At 73.8% G+C, this 14,927-nt stretch carries 13 protein-coding genes; 8 read left to right on the forward strand and 5 right to left on the reverse strand.

What is annotated here, in order from left to right; translation table 11 throughout:
* Nucleotides 1-14: 14 nt before the first annotated feature.
* The 4 genes from BN2279_RS21180 (at nt 15) to BN2279_RS21195 (ending at nt 3,696) form a co-directional block, all read left to right on the forward strand.
* A complete protein-coding gene (locus tag BN2279_RS21180; RefSeq protein ID WP_059012642.1) occupies nt 15-1,019 on the forward strand; it encodes an AraC family transcriptional regulator in 1,005 nt (334 codons plus the stop codon).
* 108 nt (nt 1,020-1,127) lie between these two features.
* Complete coding sequence (locus tag BN2279_RS21185) at nt 1,128-1,991, forward strand: SDR family NAD(P)-dependent oxidoreductase (protein WP_059011944.1); 864 nt, start codon at nt 1,128-1,130, stop codon at nt 1,989-1,991.
* Between the two features lie 119 nt (nt 1,992-2,110).
* Nucleotides 2,111-2,539, forward strand: coding sequence for a hypothetical protein (locus BN2279_RS21190; RefSeq protein WP_059011946.1), 429 nt, complete (start codon nt 2,111-2,113; stop codon nt 2,537-2,539).
* Entirely contained in the window at nt 2,536-3,696 is a 1,161-nt protein-coding gene (locus tag BN2279_RS21195; RefSeq protein ID WP_059011948.1) for a hypothetical protein, read from the forward strand. Before BN2279_RS21190 ends, BN2279_RS21195 begins: the two co-directional genes overlap by 4 nt.
* A gap of 31 nt (nt 3,697-3,727) precedes the next feature.
* Here the strand turns inward: BN2279_RS21195 and BN2279_RS21200 are convergent, their stop codons facing one another.
* Nucleotides 3,728-4,618: a LysR family transcriptional regulator gene (locus BN2279_RS21200; RefSeq protein ID WP_059011950.1), complete on the reverse strand. Its 891-nt coding sequence runs from the start codon at nt 4,616-4,618 to the stop codon at nt 3,728-3,730.
* 173 nt (nt 4,619-4,791) lie between these two features.
* Between BN2279_RS21200 and BN2279_RS31590 the strand changes: the two genes are divergently transcribed.
* Entirely contained in the window at nt 4,792-6,267 is a 1,476-nt protein-coding gene (locus BN2279_RS31590) for an EamA family transporter (protein WP_407702292.1), read from the forward strand.
* A gap of 38 nt (nt 6,268-6,305) precedes the next feature.
* Here BN2279_RS31590 and BN2279_RS31095 read toward each other — a convergent pair whose 3' ends face one another.
* Nucleotides 6,306-6,437 (reverse strand): hypothetical protein, encoded by a 132-nt coding sequence (locus BN2279_RS31095; RefSeq protein ID WP_267887138.1) that lies wholly within the window; start codon nt 6,435-6,437, stop codon nt 6,306-6,308.
* 145 nt (nt 6,438-6,582) lie between these two features.
* Nucleotides 6,583-7,608, reverse strand: a complete 1,026-nt coding sequence (locus tag BN2279_RS21210) for an ATP-dependent 6-phosphofructokinase (protein WP_059011952.1) — start codon at nt 7,606-7,608, stop codon at nt 6,583-6,585.
* A gap of 269 nt (nt 7,609-7,877) precedes the next feature.
* Between BN2279_RS21210 and pta the strand changes: the two genes are divergently transcribed.
* From pta to pyk, 3 genes are all read left to right on the forward strand, one after another.
* The gene (pta, locus tag BN2279_RS21215) at nt 7,878-10,025 is read left to right on the forward strand and encodes a phosphate acetyltransferase (protein WP_059012644.1); all 2,148 of its coding nucleotides are present in this window, start codon (nt 7,878-7,880) and stop codon (nt 10,023-10,025) included.
* Nucleotides 10,022-11,224 carry an acetate kinase gene (locus BN2279_RS21220; RefSeq protein ID WP_059011954.1) on the forward strand — a complete coding sequence of 401 codons (1,203 nt, stop codon included), beginning with the start codon at nt 10,022-10,024 and terminating at the stop codon, nt 11,222-11,224. The genes pta and BN2279_RS21220 overlap by 4 nt, the downstream gene beginning before the upstream one ends.
* Before the next feature lie 61 nt (nt 11,225-11,285).
* A complete protein-coding gene (gene pyk / locus BN2279_RS21225; protein WP_059011956.1) occupies nt 11,286-12,713 on the forward strand; it encodes a pyruvate kinase in 1,428 nt (475 codons plus the stop codon).
* Nucleotides 12,714-12,783: 70 nt separating this feature from the next.
* On the opposite strand, the gene BN2279_RS21230 is transcribed toward pyk, so the two are convergent.
* Together BN2279_RS21230 and BN2279_RS21235 are read right to left on the reverse strand one after the other, a co-directional pair.
* Nucleotides 12,784-14,301 (reverse strand): ICP22 family protein, encoded by a 1,518-nt coding sequence (locus tag BN2279_RS21230; protein ID WP_159037301.1) that lies wholly within the window; start codon nt 14,299-14,301, stop codon nt 12,784-12,786.
* The gene (locus BN2279_RS21235; protein WP_059011959.1) at nt 14,291-14,833 is read right to left on the reverse strand and encodes a DUF6114 domain-containing protein; all 543 of its coding nucleotides are present in this window, start codon (nt 14,831-14,833) and stop codon (nt 14,291-14,293) included. Before BN2279_RS21235 ends, BN2279_RS21230 begins: the two co-directional genes overlap by 11 nt.
* Nucleotides 14,834-14,927 lie beyond the last annotated feature (94 nt).

A 14,927-nucleotide genomic window follows, 5' to 3' on the forward strand; every position in this document is an offset into this window, starting at 1 on the left:
TGACCCTGTGCGCCATGTCGGTGATCAGATCAGCGGGGCTGCGCGGCTTCCGCGCGACCGTGACGGAACTCGGCGGCGACGCCGAGAGCTACGCCGCGCGGGCCGGGCTGCCGGTGGCCGCGCTCGACGCGGACGACCTGATGGTGCCCGACGAGGCCGTCGCGCGGATCCTGGAGATCGCCGCCCGCGACCTGGACCGCCCCGACCTCGGCCTGCGCGTCGCCGCCCGCCAGGATCTGGGCATGCTGGGCGCGCTGGCCCTGGCGATCCAGAGCTCGGCGACGGTCGCCGACGCCCTGGAGTGCACCTCCCGCTACCTCTTCGTCCACGCCCGGTCGCTCAGCCTCAGCCTCGAACCCGACCCGTACGGCACGCCCGGCGTCGCCGCCCTGCGCTACGGGCTGCGGCCCGGCCTGCCCGCGCCGGTCCAGGGCACCGACCTCGGGCTCGGCTTCCTGCACCGGGCGATCCTCTACCTCACCGGCCCGTACGGGCTGCGCGGCGTCGAGCTGCCCTACCGGCCGGCCGCCCCCCTGAGCGTCTACGAGGACTTCTTCGGCGCCCCCGTCCGCACCGGCCGCCCGGCCCCCGCGCTGCGGGTGCCCCGAAGCCTCGGCGCCCGCTCGCTGGCGCACGGCGACGAGCATCTGCGGCACCTGGCGCTGGCGTTCCTGGCCGAACGGTCGCACTCCGACCTCGTCCCCCGGGTCCGGGCCGCGGTCCGGCAGTCGCTGGGCACCGCGCCGCCGGAGATCGGCGCCGTGGCCCGCCTGCTCACCGTTCACCCGCGCACGCTGCAACGCCGCCTCAGCGAGGAGGGCACCACGTTCGCCGCGATCCTCGACGACGAACGGCGCCAGGCCGCCCGCCGCTATCTCGTCGGCACGGACCTGCCGCTGGGCCAGGTCGCCGGGCTGCTCGGCCTGTCCGAACAGTCAGCGCTCAGCCGCTGCTGCCGCCGCTGGTGGGGCACGACACCGAGCGCGGTCCGGCGGGGCGGAGCGGTGCGCGACCGGTAGAGGAGTCGTACCAGCCGGAAATCTGGCGCGAGAGGTCAAGTCAGGCGCGCCCACGCGGCGTAGGTTGGCTGCTCTCCGCACCGTTCGAGGAAGCACGAGGAGAGCACCATGGCCGCGCTCGACCGCTACCAGTTCACCGGCGGCACCGCCGTCCTGACCGGCGCCGCGAGCGGCATCGGCGAGCACATGGCACACGGCCTCGCGGCCCGGGGCAGCGATCTGGTCCTGATCGACCGCGACGCCGAACGCCTCGACGCCGTCGCCGCCGCGATACGCGCCGCCCGGCCCGGCCGGCAGATCGACACCATGGTGGCGGATCTCGCCGACACCCCGGCACTCGACGCCCTCGCGGCGCGCGTCACCGAGGCCCACCCCCGGATCACCCTGCTCGTCAACAACGCGGGCGTCGCGCTGGGCGGCCAGTTCGACCAGGTCTCGGCGGAGGACTTCGACTGGCTGATGGACATCAACTTCCGCGCGCCCGTGGCGCTGACCAGGCTGCTCCTGCCGCGCCTGACGGAGTCCCCCGGCAGCCACATCGTCAACATGTCCAGCGTGTTCGGGCTGATCGCCCCGCCCGGCCAGTGCGCCTACTCCGCCAGCAAGTTCGCGCTGCGCGGCTTCAGCGAGGTGCTCCGCCACGAGCTGTACGACCGGGGCGTCGGCGTCACCACGGTCCACCCCGGCGGCATCCGCACCCGCATCGCCGAGAACGCCCGGGTGAGCGCCGCCGTCAGCGAGACCGAGGCCCGGCAGGCGCAGGAGGCCGGCGCGAAGTTCCTGACGTACCCGGCCGACAAGGCCGCCGAACGGATCCTCGACGCCGTCGAGAAGCGCAAGGGCCGGATCCTCATCGCCCCCAGCGCGGTCTTCCTCGACACCCTGGCCCGGCTCTTCCCCGCCAGCTACTACACCCTCCTCCGCCGCCTCGGCCCCTCCCCGAAGAAGGAGCAGACCCCGGCCGCGTCCTGAGCGCCGCGCGGTTCGTCTCGATAGGGCTACGGAGCATGACGAACCGGTCGCGCGGTGGAAGGGATTCTGCTAACCAGTACCCCATCGGCTGATGCCGCGTCAGCCACGCGGGGGGACGCATGGGGGACATCACACCGGGCCGGCGGGTCGCCATCGGGACGGCCGGGGGCGCCGGGGGCGCCACCGCCCCGCTGTTCTGGCTGCTCGACGGGGCGGACAGCGCCGGGGTCGCCGCCGCCTGTCTCCAGGCCGTCACCGGCGTCGTGGGCTTCCTCTTCGCGGTCCGCCACCGGCCCTCACCCGCTCCCCCGCCGCAAGCCCCGCCGACTCCGACGGCTCAGGCCGGGGTGGTCGAGGTCGTCGGCCCCGGCGACGCCGTCGCCACGGCGGGCGGGACCGCCGTCACCGGATTCACCGGCCCGGCGGGCGGCGCCGGGGCACGCGTGGAGCGCACCGGGAACGCCGAGGCCCACGGCCCCGACAGCACCGCGACCACCGGCCTCGACACCACCGGCCGCACCGGGCGAGGGGAGACCGCCGCGCCATGACCGAGACCCGGAACGGTCCCGGGCCCGCCCCCGAGGAGCCGACCGCCGTGGCGGCCACGGGCCGGATGGGCATATCCGGCACCGGCGGCGCCAGCGCGTCGGCGGACAGCATCGCGGTGTCGGGCGGCGTGACCGGCGGCATCCACCAGTACCGGCACGAGGAGAGCCACGGGCCGCTGACATGGCTCCAGCACATCGGCGTCTTCCTGCCCGGGAGTCTCCCGTCGCGGAAGAGGGCGCTGGCGATCGTCTGCCTGCTCGCGCTCCTGCTGGGCGGTGTGGCGTGGGGCGTCGCGACCGGAACGCCGCCCTTCGGCGGCTCCCGTTCCGACCCCGCCGGTGAGGCACCGCGCGACGACGACGGCGGCGGAGCCGGCGCCGAGGGAGCCGCCGCGGACGGCGGCTCCACGGCGGACGGCGGCGCGGACACCTCCGGAGCCGCCCTGGGCGGCACGGACGGCTCCGGCGGCACCGGCGGCACCGGCGACGAGGGGTCGGGAACCGACCCCGGCACGGGCCCGGAGGACGGCGCGTCGGGAGGCGACACGGCGAGCGGCGGCACCGCCACCGAGCCGTTCCGCCTGTCCGCCCCGACGCTCCTCGCCCCGGGGAACGAGGCGGTCCTGGACGCGACCCCCCGGACCATCACCTTCACCTGGCAGGGTGTCACCGGAGCGGCGGACTACCGGATCGAGGTCGAATGCCGCTGCGGCGGCGACTGGTCGTCGCAGGCGGCCGGGGTGACGGCCGCGACGAGCCACGACGTCACCTGGCCGGACGCCGCCGAGGGCCGCTGGCGCGTCACCGCCCGCGCGGGGGACGAGGCCGTCACCAGCGACTGGTGGTACTTCCGGTACACGACGGGCCTCGCGGCTCCCGCGCAGGTGTATCCCGCCCACGGCTCGGTCTTCACCCACTACCCGCGCACGATGACGCTGGACTGGGACCCGGTCCCGGGCGCGGCCGGTTACCGCGTCGAGGTCGAGTACTACGCGTTGGAGCAGTGGAACGCCCTGCTCCAGGAGGAGACACCGGACACCGGCCACACGTTCGACTTCGTCGGCGCCGGGCCGGGCCGCTGGCGCGTGACGGCGACGGACGGCGACGGCACCCCGGGAGCGAGCACCGGCTGGTGGGAGTTCACCTACACGCAGTGAGCCGCCTCACGAACGGGAGCCCCGGACCGCCTCACGCGCCCGGCCGGTCCTCCGCCGCGATGCCGAGCACGGCGAGGAACGCGGTCGCCGCCGGGGTACGGCCGAACCGGCTCCAGACGAGGTACTCGACGCGGCCCGGCGCGTCGGTGACGTCGATCGTGACCACCCCGGCGAGCTGCGGCACGTAGGCGGAGGGCAGCAGGGCGACGGCCAGGCCCGGCCTGACGAGCCGGGCGATGTAGTCGGCGGTGGTCACCTCGAAGGCCACGTCGCGGACGAGACCGGCGGCGGAGAACGCCTGGTCGGACTGCGCGCGGCCGGCCGTCCCGGCCGGAAGGTCCGCGAAGACCTCGGTGGAGAGCCTGCGCAGGTCGACGGCCGGCTCGGCGGCGAGCGGATGGTCCGGCGCGACCACGGCGACGAGCCGGTCACGGGCGAGTTCGTGGACGACGACGCCCCGGGGCCGCGCCGTGGTCGGCAGCCCGAGGAAGGCCACGTCGAGTGACCCGTCCTTGACCTGCTCGATCAGATCGTCGCTCGCGCCCACCCGCAGGCTGACGCGCACCTGCGGGTACCGGCGGCGGATGTCGCGCAGCGCGCCCGGGATGTCGGCCGCGGTGACCGTGGCGATCAGACCCACGGCGAGCCGCCCGCGCACCTCCCCCACCGCCGCGGCGACCTCCGCCGCCGCGCGCTCGGCCGCGTCCAGACACTGGCGGGCGGCCGGGAGGAACGCTTCCCCGGCCGGGGTCAGCCGCACCCGGCGGCTGGTGCGCTCGAAGAGTCTCGCGCCGAGTTCCCGCTCCAGGCGGGCGATCTGGTGGCTGAGGGCGGACTGGACCACCAGACACCGTTCGGCGGCCCGGGTGAAGCTGTTCGTCTCGGCGACGGCGACGACGTAGCGCATCTGCTGAAGCTCCATGCGTCTATCGTGAATGCAGATCGATGCGCTGACAAACATGTGTTGGACTCATTGGTCGCGGCGGCGTGAGACTGCGAGGCATGACCAGTCACACCGCACCGGCGGTCTCCGCCACAGCCGGCGGCATCCGCCGGGGAGACCTGCCCCGCACCGCCCTGACAGCGCTCGCCCCCATGGTGTGGGGCACGACGTACGTGGTCACCACCGAGCTTCTCCCGCAGGGACACCCGCTGTTCGCGGGACTCCTGCGCGCGCTGCCCGCCGGGGTGATCGCGCTGGCGCTCACCAGGACGCTGCCGCGCGGGGCCTGGTGGTGGAAAGCCGCGGTGCTCGGTGTGCTGAGCATCGGGCTGTTCCTCCCGCTGCTGTTCGTCGCGGCCGAACGCCTGCCGGGCGGCGTCGCCGCGACCTCGACGGCGGCCCAGCCGCTGGTCGTCGCTCTCCTGGCCGTGCCCGTGCTCCGGGTGCGCCTCACCGCCTGGCGCCTCCTGTGGGGGGTGGCGGGCGTCGTCGGCATCGGTCTGGTGGTGATCGGGCCGAACGCGGCGCTCGACGCCGTCGGGATCGCGGCGGGTCTCGGCGGCGCGGCCACGATGGCCCTCGGCATGACGCTCACCAAACGCTGGGGACGCCCCGCCGGGGTCGGTCCCACCGCCTTCGCCGGCTGGCAACTCACCGCGGGCGGACTGTTCCTGGTGCCCGTCACGTTCCTCGTCGAGGGATCCCCGCCCGCGATCGACGCGCCCGCCGCCCTCGGCTACCTCTGGCTGGGCCTGGTCGGCGGCCTGATCACCTACGCCCTGTGGTTCCAGGGCATCACCACCCTGCCCGTCACCTCGGTCGCGGTACTCGGCCTGCTGTCGCCGCTGGTCGCCGCCGTTCTCGGCGCGCTCCTGCTCGGCCAGACCCTCGGCCCCGTCCAGCTCCTGGGGTTCGGGCTCGCCCTCGCCGCGATCCTCGCCGGACAGCTTCCGCCCCCCGCCCGCTCGCACGCCCCTTCCGGAAGGACCAGCCCGATGAGGATCGCCGTTGTCGGAGCCGCCGGCATGGTCGGCTCACGCGTCATCGACGAAGCAGCGCGCCGGGGCCATGACCTTGTCGCGATATACCGCACCGGACGACCGGCCGCCCTGCCCCCGGGTGTGACGGCCGTCGCGGGCGACGCGAACGCCCCCGGCCGCATGAGCGGACTGTTCGCCGGCACCGACGCGGTCGTGGCCGCCACCCGGCCCGCCCCCGGGCGGGAACACACCGTCGCGGCGACCACCAAAGCCCTGCTCGACGCGGCGGCGACCGCCAGGACGCGCGTCCTCGTCGTCGGCGGCGCCGCGCCGCTGCGGCTACCGGGAGACCCCGGCCGGCGCGTTCTCGACAGCCCGGAGTACGTGCCGGAGGCGTTCCGCGCCATCGCCGCCGCCAGCGCCGCGCAACTGGACACCTGCCGGGCACACCCGGCCGACTGGATCTATCTCAGCCCGCCCGCCGTCCTCGAACCCGGACCTCGCACCGCGAGATACCGGCGCGGCACCACCACGCTCGTCACCGGCACGGACGGCACGTCCCGGATCTCGGCCGAGGACCTCGCGGTGGCGATCCTCGACGAACTGGAGACCCCGCACCGGGACACCCACTTCACCGTCGGCTACTAGGGCCTCTCCTCCGGGGCTTCACGGGCCCGGGGCCGTGCTCAGTCCTTCTTCTCCTTGGGCTTCGCGTGCGCGCCCGTCCCCGCCGGAGGCAGGTCCACACGGCTGTCGGCGTTGTCCGGTGGGGGGTTGCCCTGTGTGAGAGGCGGGTCCGGCTTGCTGTGTTTGCCCATGCCCTCAGCGTGACGCGCCCCGGAAGACGTCCGCAAGATCGGGGACGGGGGCGGTCGGGGTGCGCGCCGGCCGTGCGCGCCCCCGGCCGGCGGGCCGGAGGCGCCCGGACCGCCCGGCGTCATCCCGTGGAATGCCCGGGCGGTCTCAGAAAACCGCTTCGGTCTCGTCCATCCGGTACTGCGGAACGCGCTTGAGCTCCATCGTCGCCGTCGCCAGCGGCGTCATCACGATCTCCGTGCCGCGCAGCGCCGTCATCATGCCGAACTCTCCCCGGTGCGCGGCCTCCACCGCGTGCCAGCCGAAGCGGGTGGCCAGCACCCGGTCGTACGCGGTCGGCGTGCCGCCGCGCTGGATGTGGCCCAGGACCATCGCACGGGCCTCCTTGCCGAGGCGGCGCTCCAGCTCGCTCGCCAGCCGGTTGCCGATGCCGATGAACCGCTCGTGCCCGTACGGGTCGATCTCGCCGCGCTCGTACGGCATCGAGCCCTCGGCCGGGCGGGCGCCCTCGGCGACGCAGATCACCGCGAACTTCTTGCCGCGGGCGAACCGTTCCTCGATCATCTTGCACAGGTCGTCCACCTGGAACGGCCGCTCCGGGACGCAGATCCCGTGCGCGCCGCCCGCCATGCCGGCCTCCAGCGCGATCCAGCCCGCGTGCCGGCCCATGACCTCGACCACCATCACCCGCTGGTGCGATTCGGCGGTGGTCTTCAGGCGGTCGATGGCCTCCGTCGCGACGCCCACCGCCGTGTCGAACCCGAAGGTGCGGTCGGTGGCCGAGATGTCGTTGTCGATGGTCTTGGGCACGCCCACCACGGGGATCCCCGCGTCCGACAGCATGCGGGCCGCCGTCAGGGTGCCCTCGCCGCCGATCGGGATGAGCGCGTCGAGGCTCAGCTCGCGGCGGAACGCCTCCGCGTTGTCGCACGCCTCGCGCAGCCGGTGCCGCTCCAGGCGGCTGGAGCCCAGGATGGTGCCGCCCCGCGCGAGAATGCCGCTGACCTCGTTGATGTCCAGCTCGCGATACCTGCCCTCCAGCAGACCCTTGAATCCGTCTTCGAAACCGATCACCTGGTCGCCGCGGTCCACCACCGCGCGATGCACGACCGACCGGATCACTGCGTTCAGACCGGGGCAGTCGCCGCCCGCGGTGAGAACTCCGATGCGCATGCGATGCTCTCCTGCTCGCTGTCGAAACTGGGGAACGGACGGTGAGGGTGGGTGAGGGTGGTGGGCCGCGTCCTCGCGAGCGCCGCCCGAATTGTGTCACGACGCGCAGGGGCGCTCGGACGACGTGCGCCACACCCGCCGAGCGCCCTGCCCCGGGGCGCGGGTACGGTCGAGGAGTGGGCCCACGGGTTGGTCGAAGGGGATGCTGCCCGCACCTGACGCGCCCAAGCTTGTGAACGGTCAGGCGTGTGGAGGGGACGGACATCGGCGTGACGCGGAGCGTGTACGTGGCCGGGATCGGCCGGGGCGACGGCCGCCAGGCGATCGAGCTGGGAGTGATGGAGCTGCTGTCCCGGCAGGTGGACCGGGTCGGGCTGTTCCGCCCGCTGGCCCATGACGGGCCGGATCTGGTGCTCGACCTGCTGCGGAGCCGCTACCGGCTGGACCGGCCGGCGCCCCAGGCGCGCGGCATGGGGTACGCGGAGGCGGCGGCGCTCCAGGCGGAGCGGGGCACGGACGAGCTGGTGACCCGGCTGGTGGACCGGTTCCACGCGGTGGCCAGGGACTACGAGGTGGTCCTCGTCCTGGGCACGGACTACGCCGACACGCAGCTCCCGGCGGAACTGACGCTCAACGCGCGGCTGGCCAACGAGTTCGGCGCGGGCGTCCTGGCGGTCGTGCCGGGCCTGGGCCAGGGCGCCGAGTCGCTCGTCGCCGAGATCCGCAACGCGCACGACGCGTTCGCCTCGCTGGGCTGCGACGTCGTCGCGATGATCGCCAACCGGGTCGGCGACCCGGACGCGGTGCGGGCCGCGCGGGAGCTGGACGGCCACCTGCCGGTGCCGGTGTACGCGCTGCCCGAGGAGCCCGCGCTCTCCGCGCCGACCGTGGCGCAGGTGGTGGACGCGCTGGGCGCCGACGTCCTCCAGGGCCACGGCACGGGCCTGGCCCGCGATGTGCGCGACTACGTGTTCGGCGGCGCGATGCTGCCGACGTTCCTGCCCGCGCTCACCGAGGGCTGTCTGGTCATCACGCCGGGGGACCGCGCGGATCTGGTGGTGGGCGCGCTGGCCGCGCACTCCGCCGGGGCGCCGCCCATCGCCGGGGTGCTGCTGACGCTGGGCGAGCATCCGGGCCGGGAGACGATGGCGCTGGCCGCCCGGCTGGGCCCCGGCACCCCGGTGTTGTCGGTGGCGGAGGGCTCCTTCGCCACGGCGACCGCGCTGTCGGGCCTGGAGGGCAAGCTGACCGCCGCCACGCCGCGCAAGGCGGAGATCGCGCTGGGCCTGTTCGAGTCGCACGTGGACACGGCGGCGCTGCTGCGGCGGGTCTCGGTGGCGCGGCGCGGCGACCGGGTGACGCCGATGATGTTCGAGCACGAGCTGATCGAGCGCTCCCGCGCCGACCGCCGCCACGTCGTGCTGCCGGAGGGCACCGAGGAGCGGGTGCTGCGGGCGGCGGAGGTGCTGCTGCGGCGGAACGTGTGCGATCTGACGCTGCTCGGCGACGAGGCGGCCGTCCGCAAGCGGGCGGCGGACCTCGGCGTGGACCTGCGGCCGGCCGGCGCCGCCGAGGGGGTCACGGCCCGGATCGTGGACCCGGCGACCTCGCCGCTGCGTGAGCGGTTCGCGGAGGTGTACGCCGGGCTGCGCGGGCACAAGGGCGTCACGTACGAGCTGGCCCACGACATCGTGGCGGACGTGTCGTACTTCGGGACGCTGATGGTGCGCGAGGGCCTGGCCGACGGGATGGTCTCGGGCGCGGCGCACTCGACGGCGGCGACGATCAGGCCGGCGTTCGAGGTGATCAGGACGCGGCCGGACGCGTCGATCGTCTCGTCCGTGTTCTTCATGTGCCTGGCCGACAAGGTGCTGGTGTACGGCGACTGCGCCGTCAACCCGGACCCGGACGCGGCCCAGTTGGCGGACATCGCCATCCAGTCGGCCGCCACCGCCGCCCGGTTCGGGGTGGAGCCGAGGATCGCGATGCTGTCGTACTCGACGGGCACCTCGGGGTCGGGCGCCGACGTGGAGAAGGTGCGGGAGGCGACGGAGCTGGTGCGGCGGCTGCGGCCGGACCTGGCGGTGGAGGGCCCGATCCAGTACGACGCGGCGGTGGAGCCGTCGGTGGCGGCGACGAAACTGCCGGGCTCGGCGGTGGCCGGGCGGGCCACGGTGCTGATCTTCCCGGATCTGAACACGGGCAACAACACGTACAAGGCGGTGCAGCGGTCGGCCGGCGCGATCGCGGTCGGCCCGGTGCTCCAGGGGCTGCGCAAGCCGGTCAACGACCTGTCGCGCGGCGCGCTGGTGCAGGACATCGTCAACACGGTCGCGATCACCGCGATCCAGGCGCAGGCGGACCACGGGCGGGATCAGGACGCCCAAAAGCCCCACGAGCAAGGAGCGGGAACGTGACGCGGGCGACCCGGGTGCTGGTGCTCAACTCCGGCTCCTCGTCGGTGAAGTACCAGTTGCTCGACATGCGGGACGACAGCCGCCTGGCCACCGGCCTGGTGGAGCGGATCGGCGAGCGCTCCGGCCGCCTGACGCACACGCCCGCCGGTGGCGAGCGCCGGACGCGCGAGGAGCGCGTGCCGGACCACGGCGCGGCGCTGGGCGCGGCGGCGCGGGAGCTGGCGGCGGACGGTTTCGGGCTGGACTCGCCCGAACTGGCGGGCGTGGGGCACCGGGTGGTGCACGGCGGCCGGTCGTTCACCGAGCCGGTGGTGGTGGACGACGCGGTGGAGGCGGAGATCGAGCGGCTGGTGCCGCTGGCGCCGCTGCACAACCCGGCGAACCTGGCCGGGATCAGGACGGCGCGGCGGCTTAACCCGGACGTGCCGCAGGTCGCGGTGTTCGACACGGCGTTCCACGCCACCATGCCGGAGTACGCCGCGCGGTACGCGATCGACGCCAGGACCGCCGAGGAGCACCGCATCCGCCGCTACGGGTTCCACGGCACCTCGCACGCGTACGTCTCGCGCCGCACGGCCGCGCTGCTGGGCCGGGACCCGGCCGACGTGAACGTGATCGTGCTCCATCTCGGCAACGGCGCCTCCGCCTCGGCGGTGGCCGGGGGGCGGTGCGTGGACACGTCGATGGGACTGACCCCCTTGGAAGGGCTGGTGATGGGTACCCGGTCCGGGGACATCGATCCGGCGGTGGTGTTCCACCTGTCGCGGGTCGCCGGGATGCCGGTGGCGGACATCGACGCGCTGCTCAACAAGCGCTCGGGGCTGGCCGGTCTGTGCGGCGACAACGACATGCGGGAAGTCCTCCGCCGCGTGGACGAGGGCGACGAGGAGGCGACGTTGGCGTTCGACGTGTACATCCACCGGCTGCGGAAGTACATCGGCGCCTACTTCGCGGTGCTCGGCCGGGTGGACGCCATCGCGTTCACCGCCGGTGTCGGGGAGAACGCGGCCCCGGTCCGCGCGGCGGCCGTCGCGGGGCTTTCCGGCCTGGGCCCCCAGATCGACGAACGGCTGAACTCCGCGCGTACACAAGGGCCTCGGCTCATCTCCCCGCAGTACGCTCGGGTCGCCGTCGCCGTGGTGCCCACGGACGAGGAGCTGGAGATCGCGACCCGGACTTTCGCCCTGATCGGCACGTGACCTTCGCTACGCTGACACCGTCAATTATTCCGCCTCGGAACAAATCGATAGGATCGCCTCCATGCGCCGTTCCAAAATCGTCTGCACCCTCGGCCCCGCCGTCGATTCCTTCGAACAGCTCAAGTCCCTCATCGAGGCGGGAATGAACGTCGCCCGTTTCAACTTCAGCCACGGCTCGCACGAGGAGCACGAGGAGCGGTACCACCGCCTCCGCAAGGCGAGCGAGGACACGGGCGTGCCGGTGGGCGTGCTGGCCGACCTCCAGGGCCCGAAGATCCGGCTGGAGACCTTCGCCGCCGGGCCGGTGGAGCTGAAGCGCGGCGACGAGTTCACCATCACCACCGAGGACGTGGCGGGCGACCGGTCGATCTGCGGCACCACGTACAAGGGCCTGCCGGGCGACGTGGCCAAGGGCGAGACGATCCTGATCAACGACGGCAACGTGGCGCTCCAGGTCACCGAGGTGGACGGCCCCCGGGTGCGGACGATCGTCATCGAGGGCGGCGTGATCTCCGACCACAAGGGCATCAACCTGCCCGGCGTCGCGGTGAACGTGCCGGCGCTGTCGGAGAAGGACGTGGAGGACCTGGAGTTCGCGCTGCGGCTCGGCGTGGACATGGTGGCGCTGTCGTTCGTGCGGGACGCCAACGACGTGCGCGACGTCCACCGGGTCATGGACCGGGTGGGGCGCCGGGTCCCGGTGATCGCCAAGGTGGAGAAGCCGCAGGCGGTGGACAACATGGAGCAGGTCGTCCTCGCCTTCGACGGCGTGATGGTGGCGCGCGGCGACCTGGCGGTCGAGTACCCGCTCGAACGGGTGCCGATGGTGCAGAAGCGGCTGATCGACCTGTGTCGCAGGAACGCCAAGCCGGTGATCGTGGCGACCCAGATGATGGAGTCGATGATCACCAACTCCCGCCCGACGCGCGCCGAGGCGTCCGACGTGGCGAACGCGATCCTGGACGGCGCGGACGCGGTGATGCTGTCGGCGGAGTCCTCGGTCGGCCGGTACCCGCTGGAGACGGTCAAGACGATGTCGAAGATCGTGGTGGCCGCCGAGAAGGAGCTGCTGTCGCGCGGCCTCCAGCCGCTGGTGCCCGGCAAGAAGCCTCGCACCCAGGGCGGTTCGGTGGCGCGGGCCGCCGCCGAGATGGCGGACTTCCTCGACGGCAAGGCGCTGGTGGCGTTCACCAAGTCCGGCGACACGGCCCGGCGCCTGTCGCGCTACCGGGCGGCGCAGCCGATCCTGGCCTTCACGTCGGAGCCCGACACCGCCCACCAGCTCACGCTGAGCTGGGGCGTGGAGACGTTCGTGGTGCCGCATGTGAACCACACCGACGAGATGGTGGAGCTGGTGGACGCCGAGCTGTCGAAGCTGAACCGCTTCGCGCCCGGCGACATCATGCTCATCACGGCCGGTTCCCCGCCCGGTGTGGCGGGCACGACCAACATGGTCCGGGTCCACCACCTCGGCGACCACGGCATCTGACGGCCGGACCCCGGAGTCCGGGGCCCGGCCGCCCGCGCCGCCGGTGGTCGGCCGGCGGCGGGGCCGGCGGTCAGCCGGTGGACGAGGGGCCCCGGGCCGAGAAGTACTGATCCATGCCGCGCAGGGTCAGCGTCCCGCCGAACTGCGCGGCCTGCGTCACGTGGACGTTCGTGAAGACCGCGAGCGGGATGTTGAGCGGCGGCTGGTGCTCGGGGTCGAAGACGACCGGGATGGCGCCGAACAGGTTCCCCTCCAGGCGCTCGGTGTACATGGTGACCGTGCCGTCCCGGAAGGTCGAGGTCGAGCCCCGCTGGGTCTCGACGTGACTGTAGACGCCCTCCCCGGCGCCCACGATCTGGTGCAGGTCCAGGACGTCCACCTGGTCGGCGGTGAACTTCAGGACCTGCTTGGTGGCGCCGCCGGCCGTCGTGATGTTGACGACGCCGTGGTAGTCGAGGTCGCGCAGGGTCAGGACGCTGGCCTCCAGGTACCAGGGCTCGTCGGGGACCACGTACGGCGTCCGCTCGTCGGTCCCGGCGACCCGCTGCTCCACGGGACAGGGGAACGGCTCCTCGCCGTCCTCCTCCGGTGCCGGGGCGTCCGCCTCGCCGGTCGCGCCGGTCGCCGACTCCTCGCCGGCCGGGTCGCCCGACCCCTGATCGGTCTCCCCGCCGGCCGCTCCCGCCGTGGCGCCACCGGCGTCACCGGTGGTGTCCGCGCTACCCGCGTCACCCTCGGCGTCCGCCGGCTGCCCGGACCGCTGGGACGGGTCCGGCTCGTCGGCCGGGGCCGTCTCCTGGGGCTCCTCGGGCTCTTCCGCCGGAGCGCCGGGCGCGGCCGGATCATCCGGCTCCTCCGGTTCCGCCGGCTGTTCCGGCTCCTCCGGCTCGGCGGGCGCGGTGCCGTCGCCCTCGTCGCCCTCGTCGCCGGGGGTGAGCAGGTCGATCAGGCCGTTGCCGAGGTCCTTCAGCCCCTGCCCGAGCCCCAGGGGATCGAGCGGATCGCTCTCCGCGACCGGCTCCTCGGTCAACGGTTCCTCGCCGGACGGCGGCTCGCCGGCCGCCTGCTCCTCGGCGGTCGCTTCCCCGGTGGTCTCGTCCCTGGTCCGCCCGGTCGCGGCGGTGTCCTCGGGGGCGCTGCGCGGAGTCTCCTCCTCCGGCGCCTGCCCGTCGTCGGCGGCGGGCTCGTCCTGTGGGGCCTCGTCCGCGGGCTCCCCGGACTCCGCCGCGGGCGCTTCGGCGGCGGGCTCCTCCGTAGGTTCTTCGGTGGGTTCTTCGGTGGGTTCTTCAGTGGGCTCTTCCGCGGGTGCCTCGGTGGGCTCCTCCCCGGCGGGCTGCTCCGTTCCGGCGGTGTCCGACACCTCGACGCAGGGGGCGTCCTGGAACGGGTTGTCCACCGAGGGGTCGGCGCGGGCCAGCGAGGAGGTGAAACCCATCCCCAGCATGGCCGCCGAGGGCATCGCCGCCAGGGCGATGGCCTTCCCCACGGGCATCCGCAGGCGCGTGAGCACCGATCTGCGCGGGGCGGCGTGCCGTGCCGCCCCCTCGTCCTGGGGCGCGGATCCCGCGGCTATCTCTTCACTCGGCACGATGCTTCCCCTTCTCCGGGTCCTTCCCCGGATCCGGCGCGACCCCCAGGAAGCCGGCCGGCGCGCCGCCGGTGCCCGGGGCGGGGTCCGGCGGCTCCCGGTCCCCTCTGTCCTGCTCCGCCTCGGCCCGCTGCTCCCCCGGAGCCCAGGCCACGCTCAGCGCGCCGCCGATCATTCCCGCGAGGAATCCCATGAAGAAGCCGCCGAAGTTGGAGACGATCAGGGAGACCAGGGAGAGCAGGATCGCCGCCGCGCCGGCGAATATCCGCACATGCGGCTGGAACCACATGGTGAGCCCCAGGATCGCCAGCAGAACCCCGATGACCATCGACCCGGCCCCCGCCGTGGTCGCCATCCGTACCGTGAGGTCACCGAAGCTGACCCCCCGGTACGGGAACCACGCGATCGGCAGCCCGGCGAACATGGTGAAGAGGCCGGCCCAGAACGGCCGCCGCCACCGGAAGGCGCGGAACGCGAGGCGTCCGCGGGTGACGAGCGAGATCTGCGACGTTTCTGCGGTGTGGGTGCTCACGGCACGTACTCCCCTGGTGGAGCGGGTTCTCTGGCGGGCACGCGCGGTACTGCGGTGCTCGCGTGGGCCCGGGACGGAAGACGGAGGGCACCGC

It is taken from the genome of Streptomyces specialis, from assembly GCF_001493375.1.
GTDB classification, from domain to species: Bacteria; Actinomycetota; Actinomycetes; order Streptomycetales; family Streptomycetaceae; genus Streptomyces; species Streptomyces specialis.

What these genes read in the sequence shown, in the direction of transcription:
- BN2279_RS21185 (WP_059011944.1), top strand. Translation starts at nt 1,128, where the DNA reads ATGGCCGCGCTCGACCGCTACCAGTTCACCGGCGGCACCGCCGTCCTG.
- BN2279_RS21200 (WP_059011950.1), bottom strand. Translation starts at nt 4,618, where the DNA reads ATGGAGCTTCAGCAGATGCGCTACGTCGTCGCCGTCGCCGAGACGAAC.
- BN2279_RS21180 (WP_059012642.1), top strand. Translation starts at nt 15, where the DNA reads ATGTCGGTGATCAGATCAGCGGGGCTGCGCGGCTTCCGCGCGACCGTG.
- BN2279_RS21195 (WP_059011948.1), top strand. Translation starts at nt 2,536, where the DNA reads ATGACCGAGACCCGGAACGGTCCCGGGCCCGCCCCCGAGGAGCCGACC.
- BN2279_RS21210 (WP_059011952.1), bottom strand. Translation starts at nt 7,608, where the DNA reads ATGCGCATCGGAGTTCTCACCGCGGGCGGCGACTGCCCCGGTCTGAAC.
- pyk (WP_059011956.1), top strand. Translation starts at nt 11,286, where the DNA reads ATGCGCCGTTCCAAAATCGTCTGCACCCTCGGCCCCGCCGTCGATTCC.
- BN2279_RS21190 (WP_059011946.1), top strand. Translation starts at nt 2,111, where the DNA reads ATGGGGGACATCACACCGGGCCGGCGGGTCGCCATCGGGACGGCCGGG.
- BN2279_RS31590 (WP_407702292.1), top strand. Translation starts at nt 4,792, where the DNA reads ATGGTGTGGGGCACGACGTACGTGGTCACCACCGAGCTTCTCCCGCAG.
- BN2279_RS31095 (WP_267887138.1), bottom strand. Translation starts at nt 6,437, where the DNA reads ATGGGCAAACACAGCAAGCCGGACCCGCCTCTCACACAGGGCAACCCC.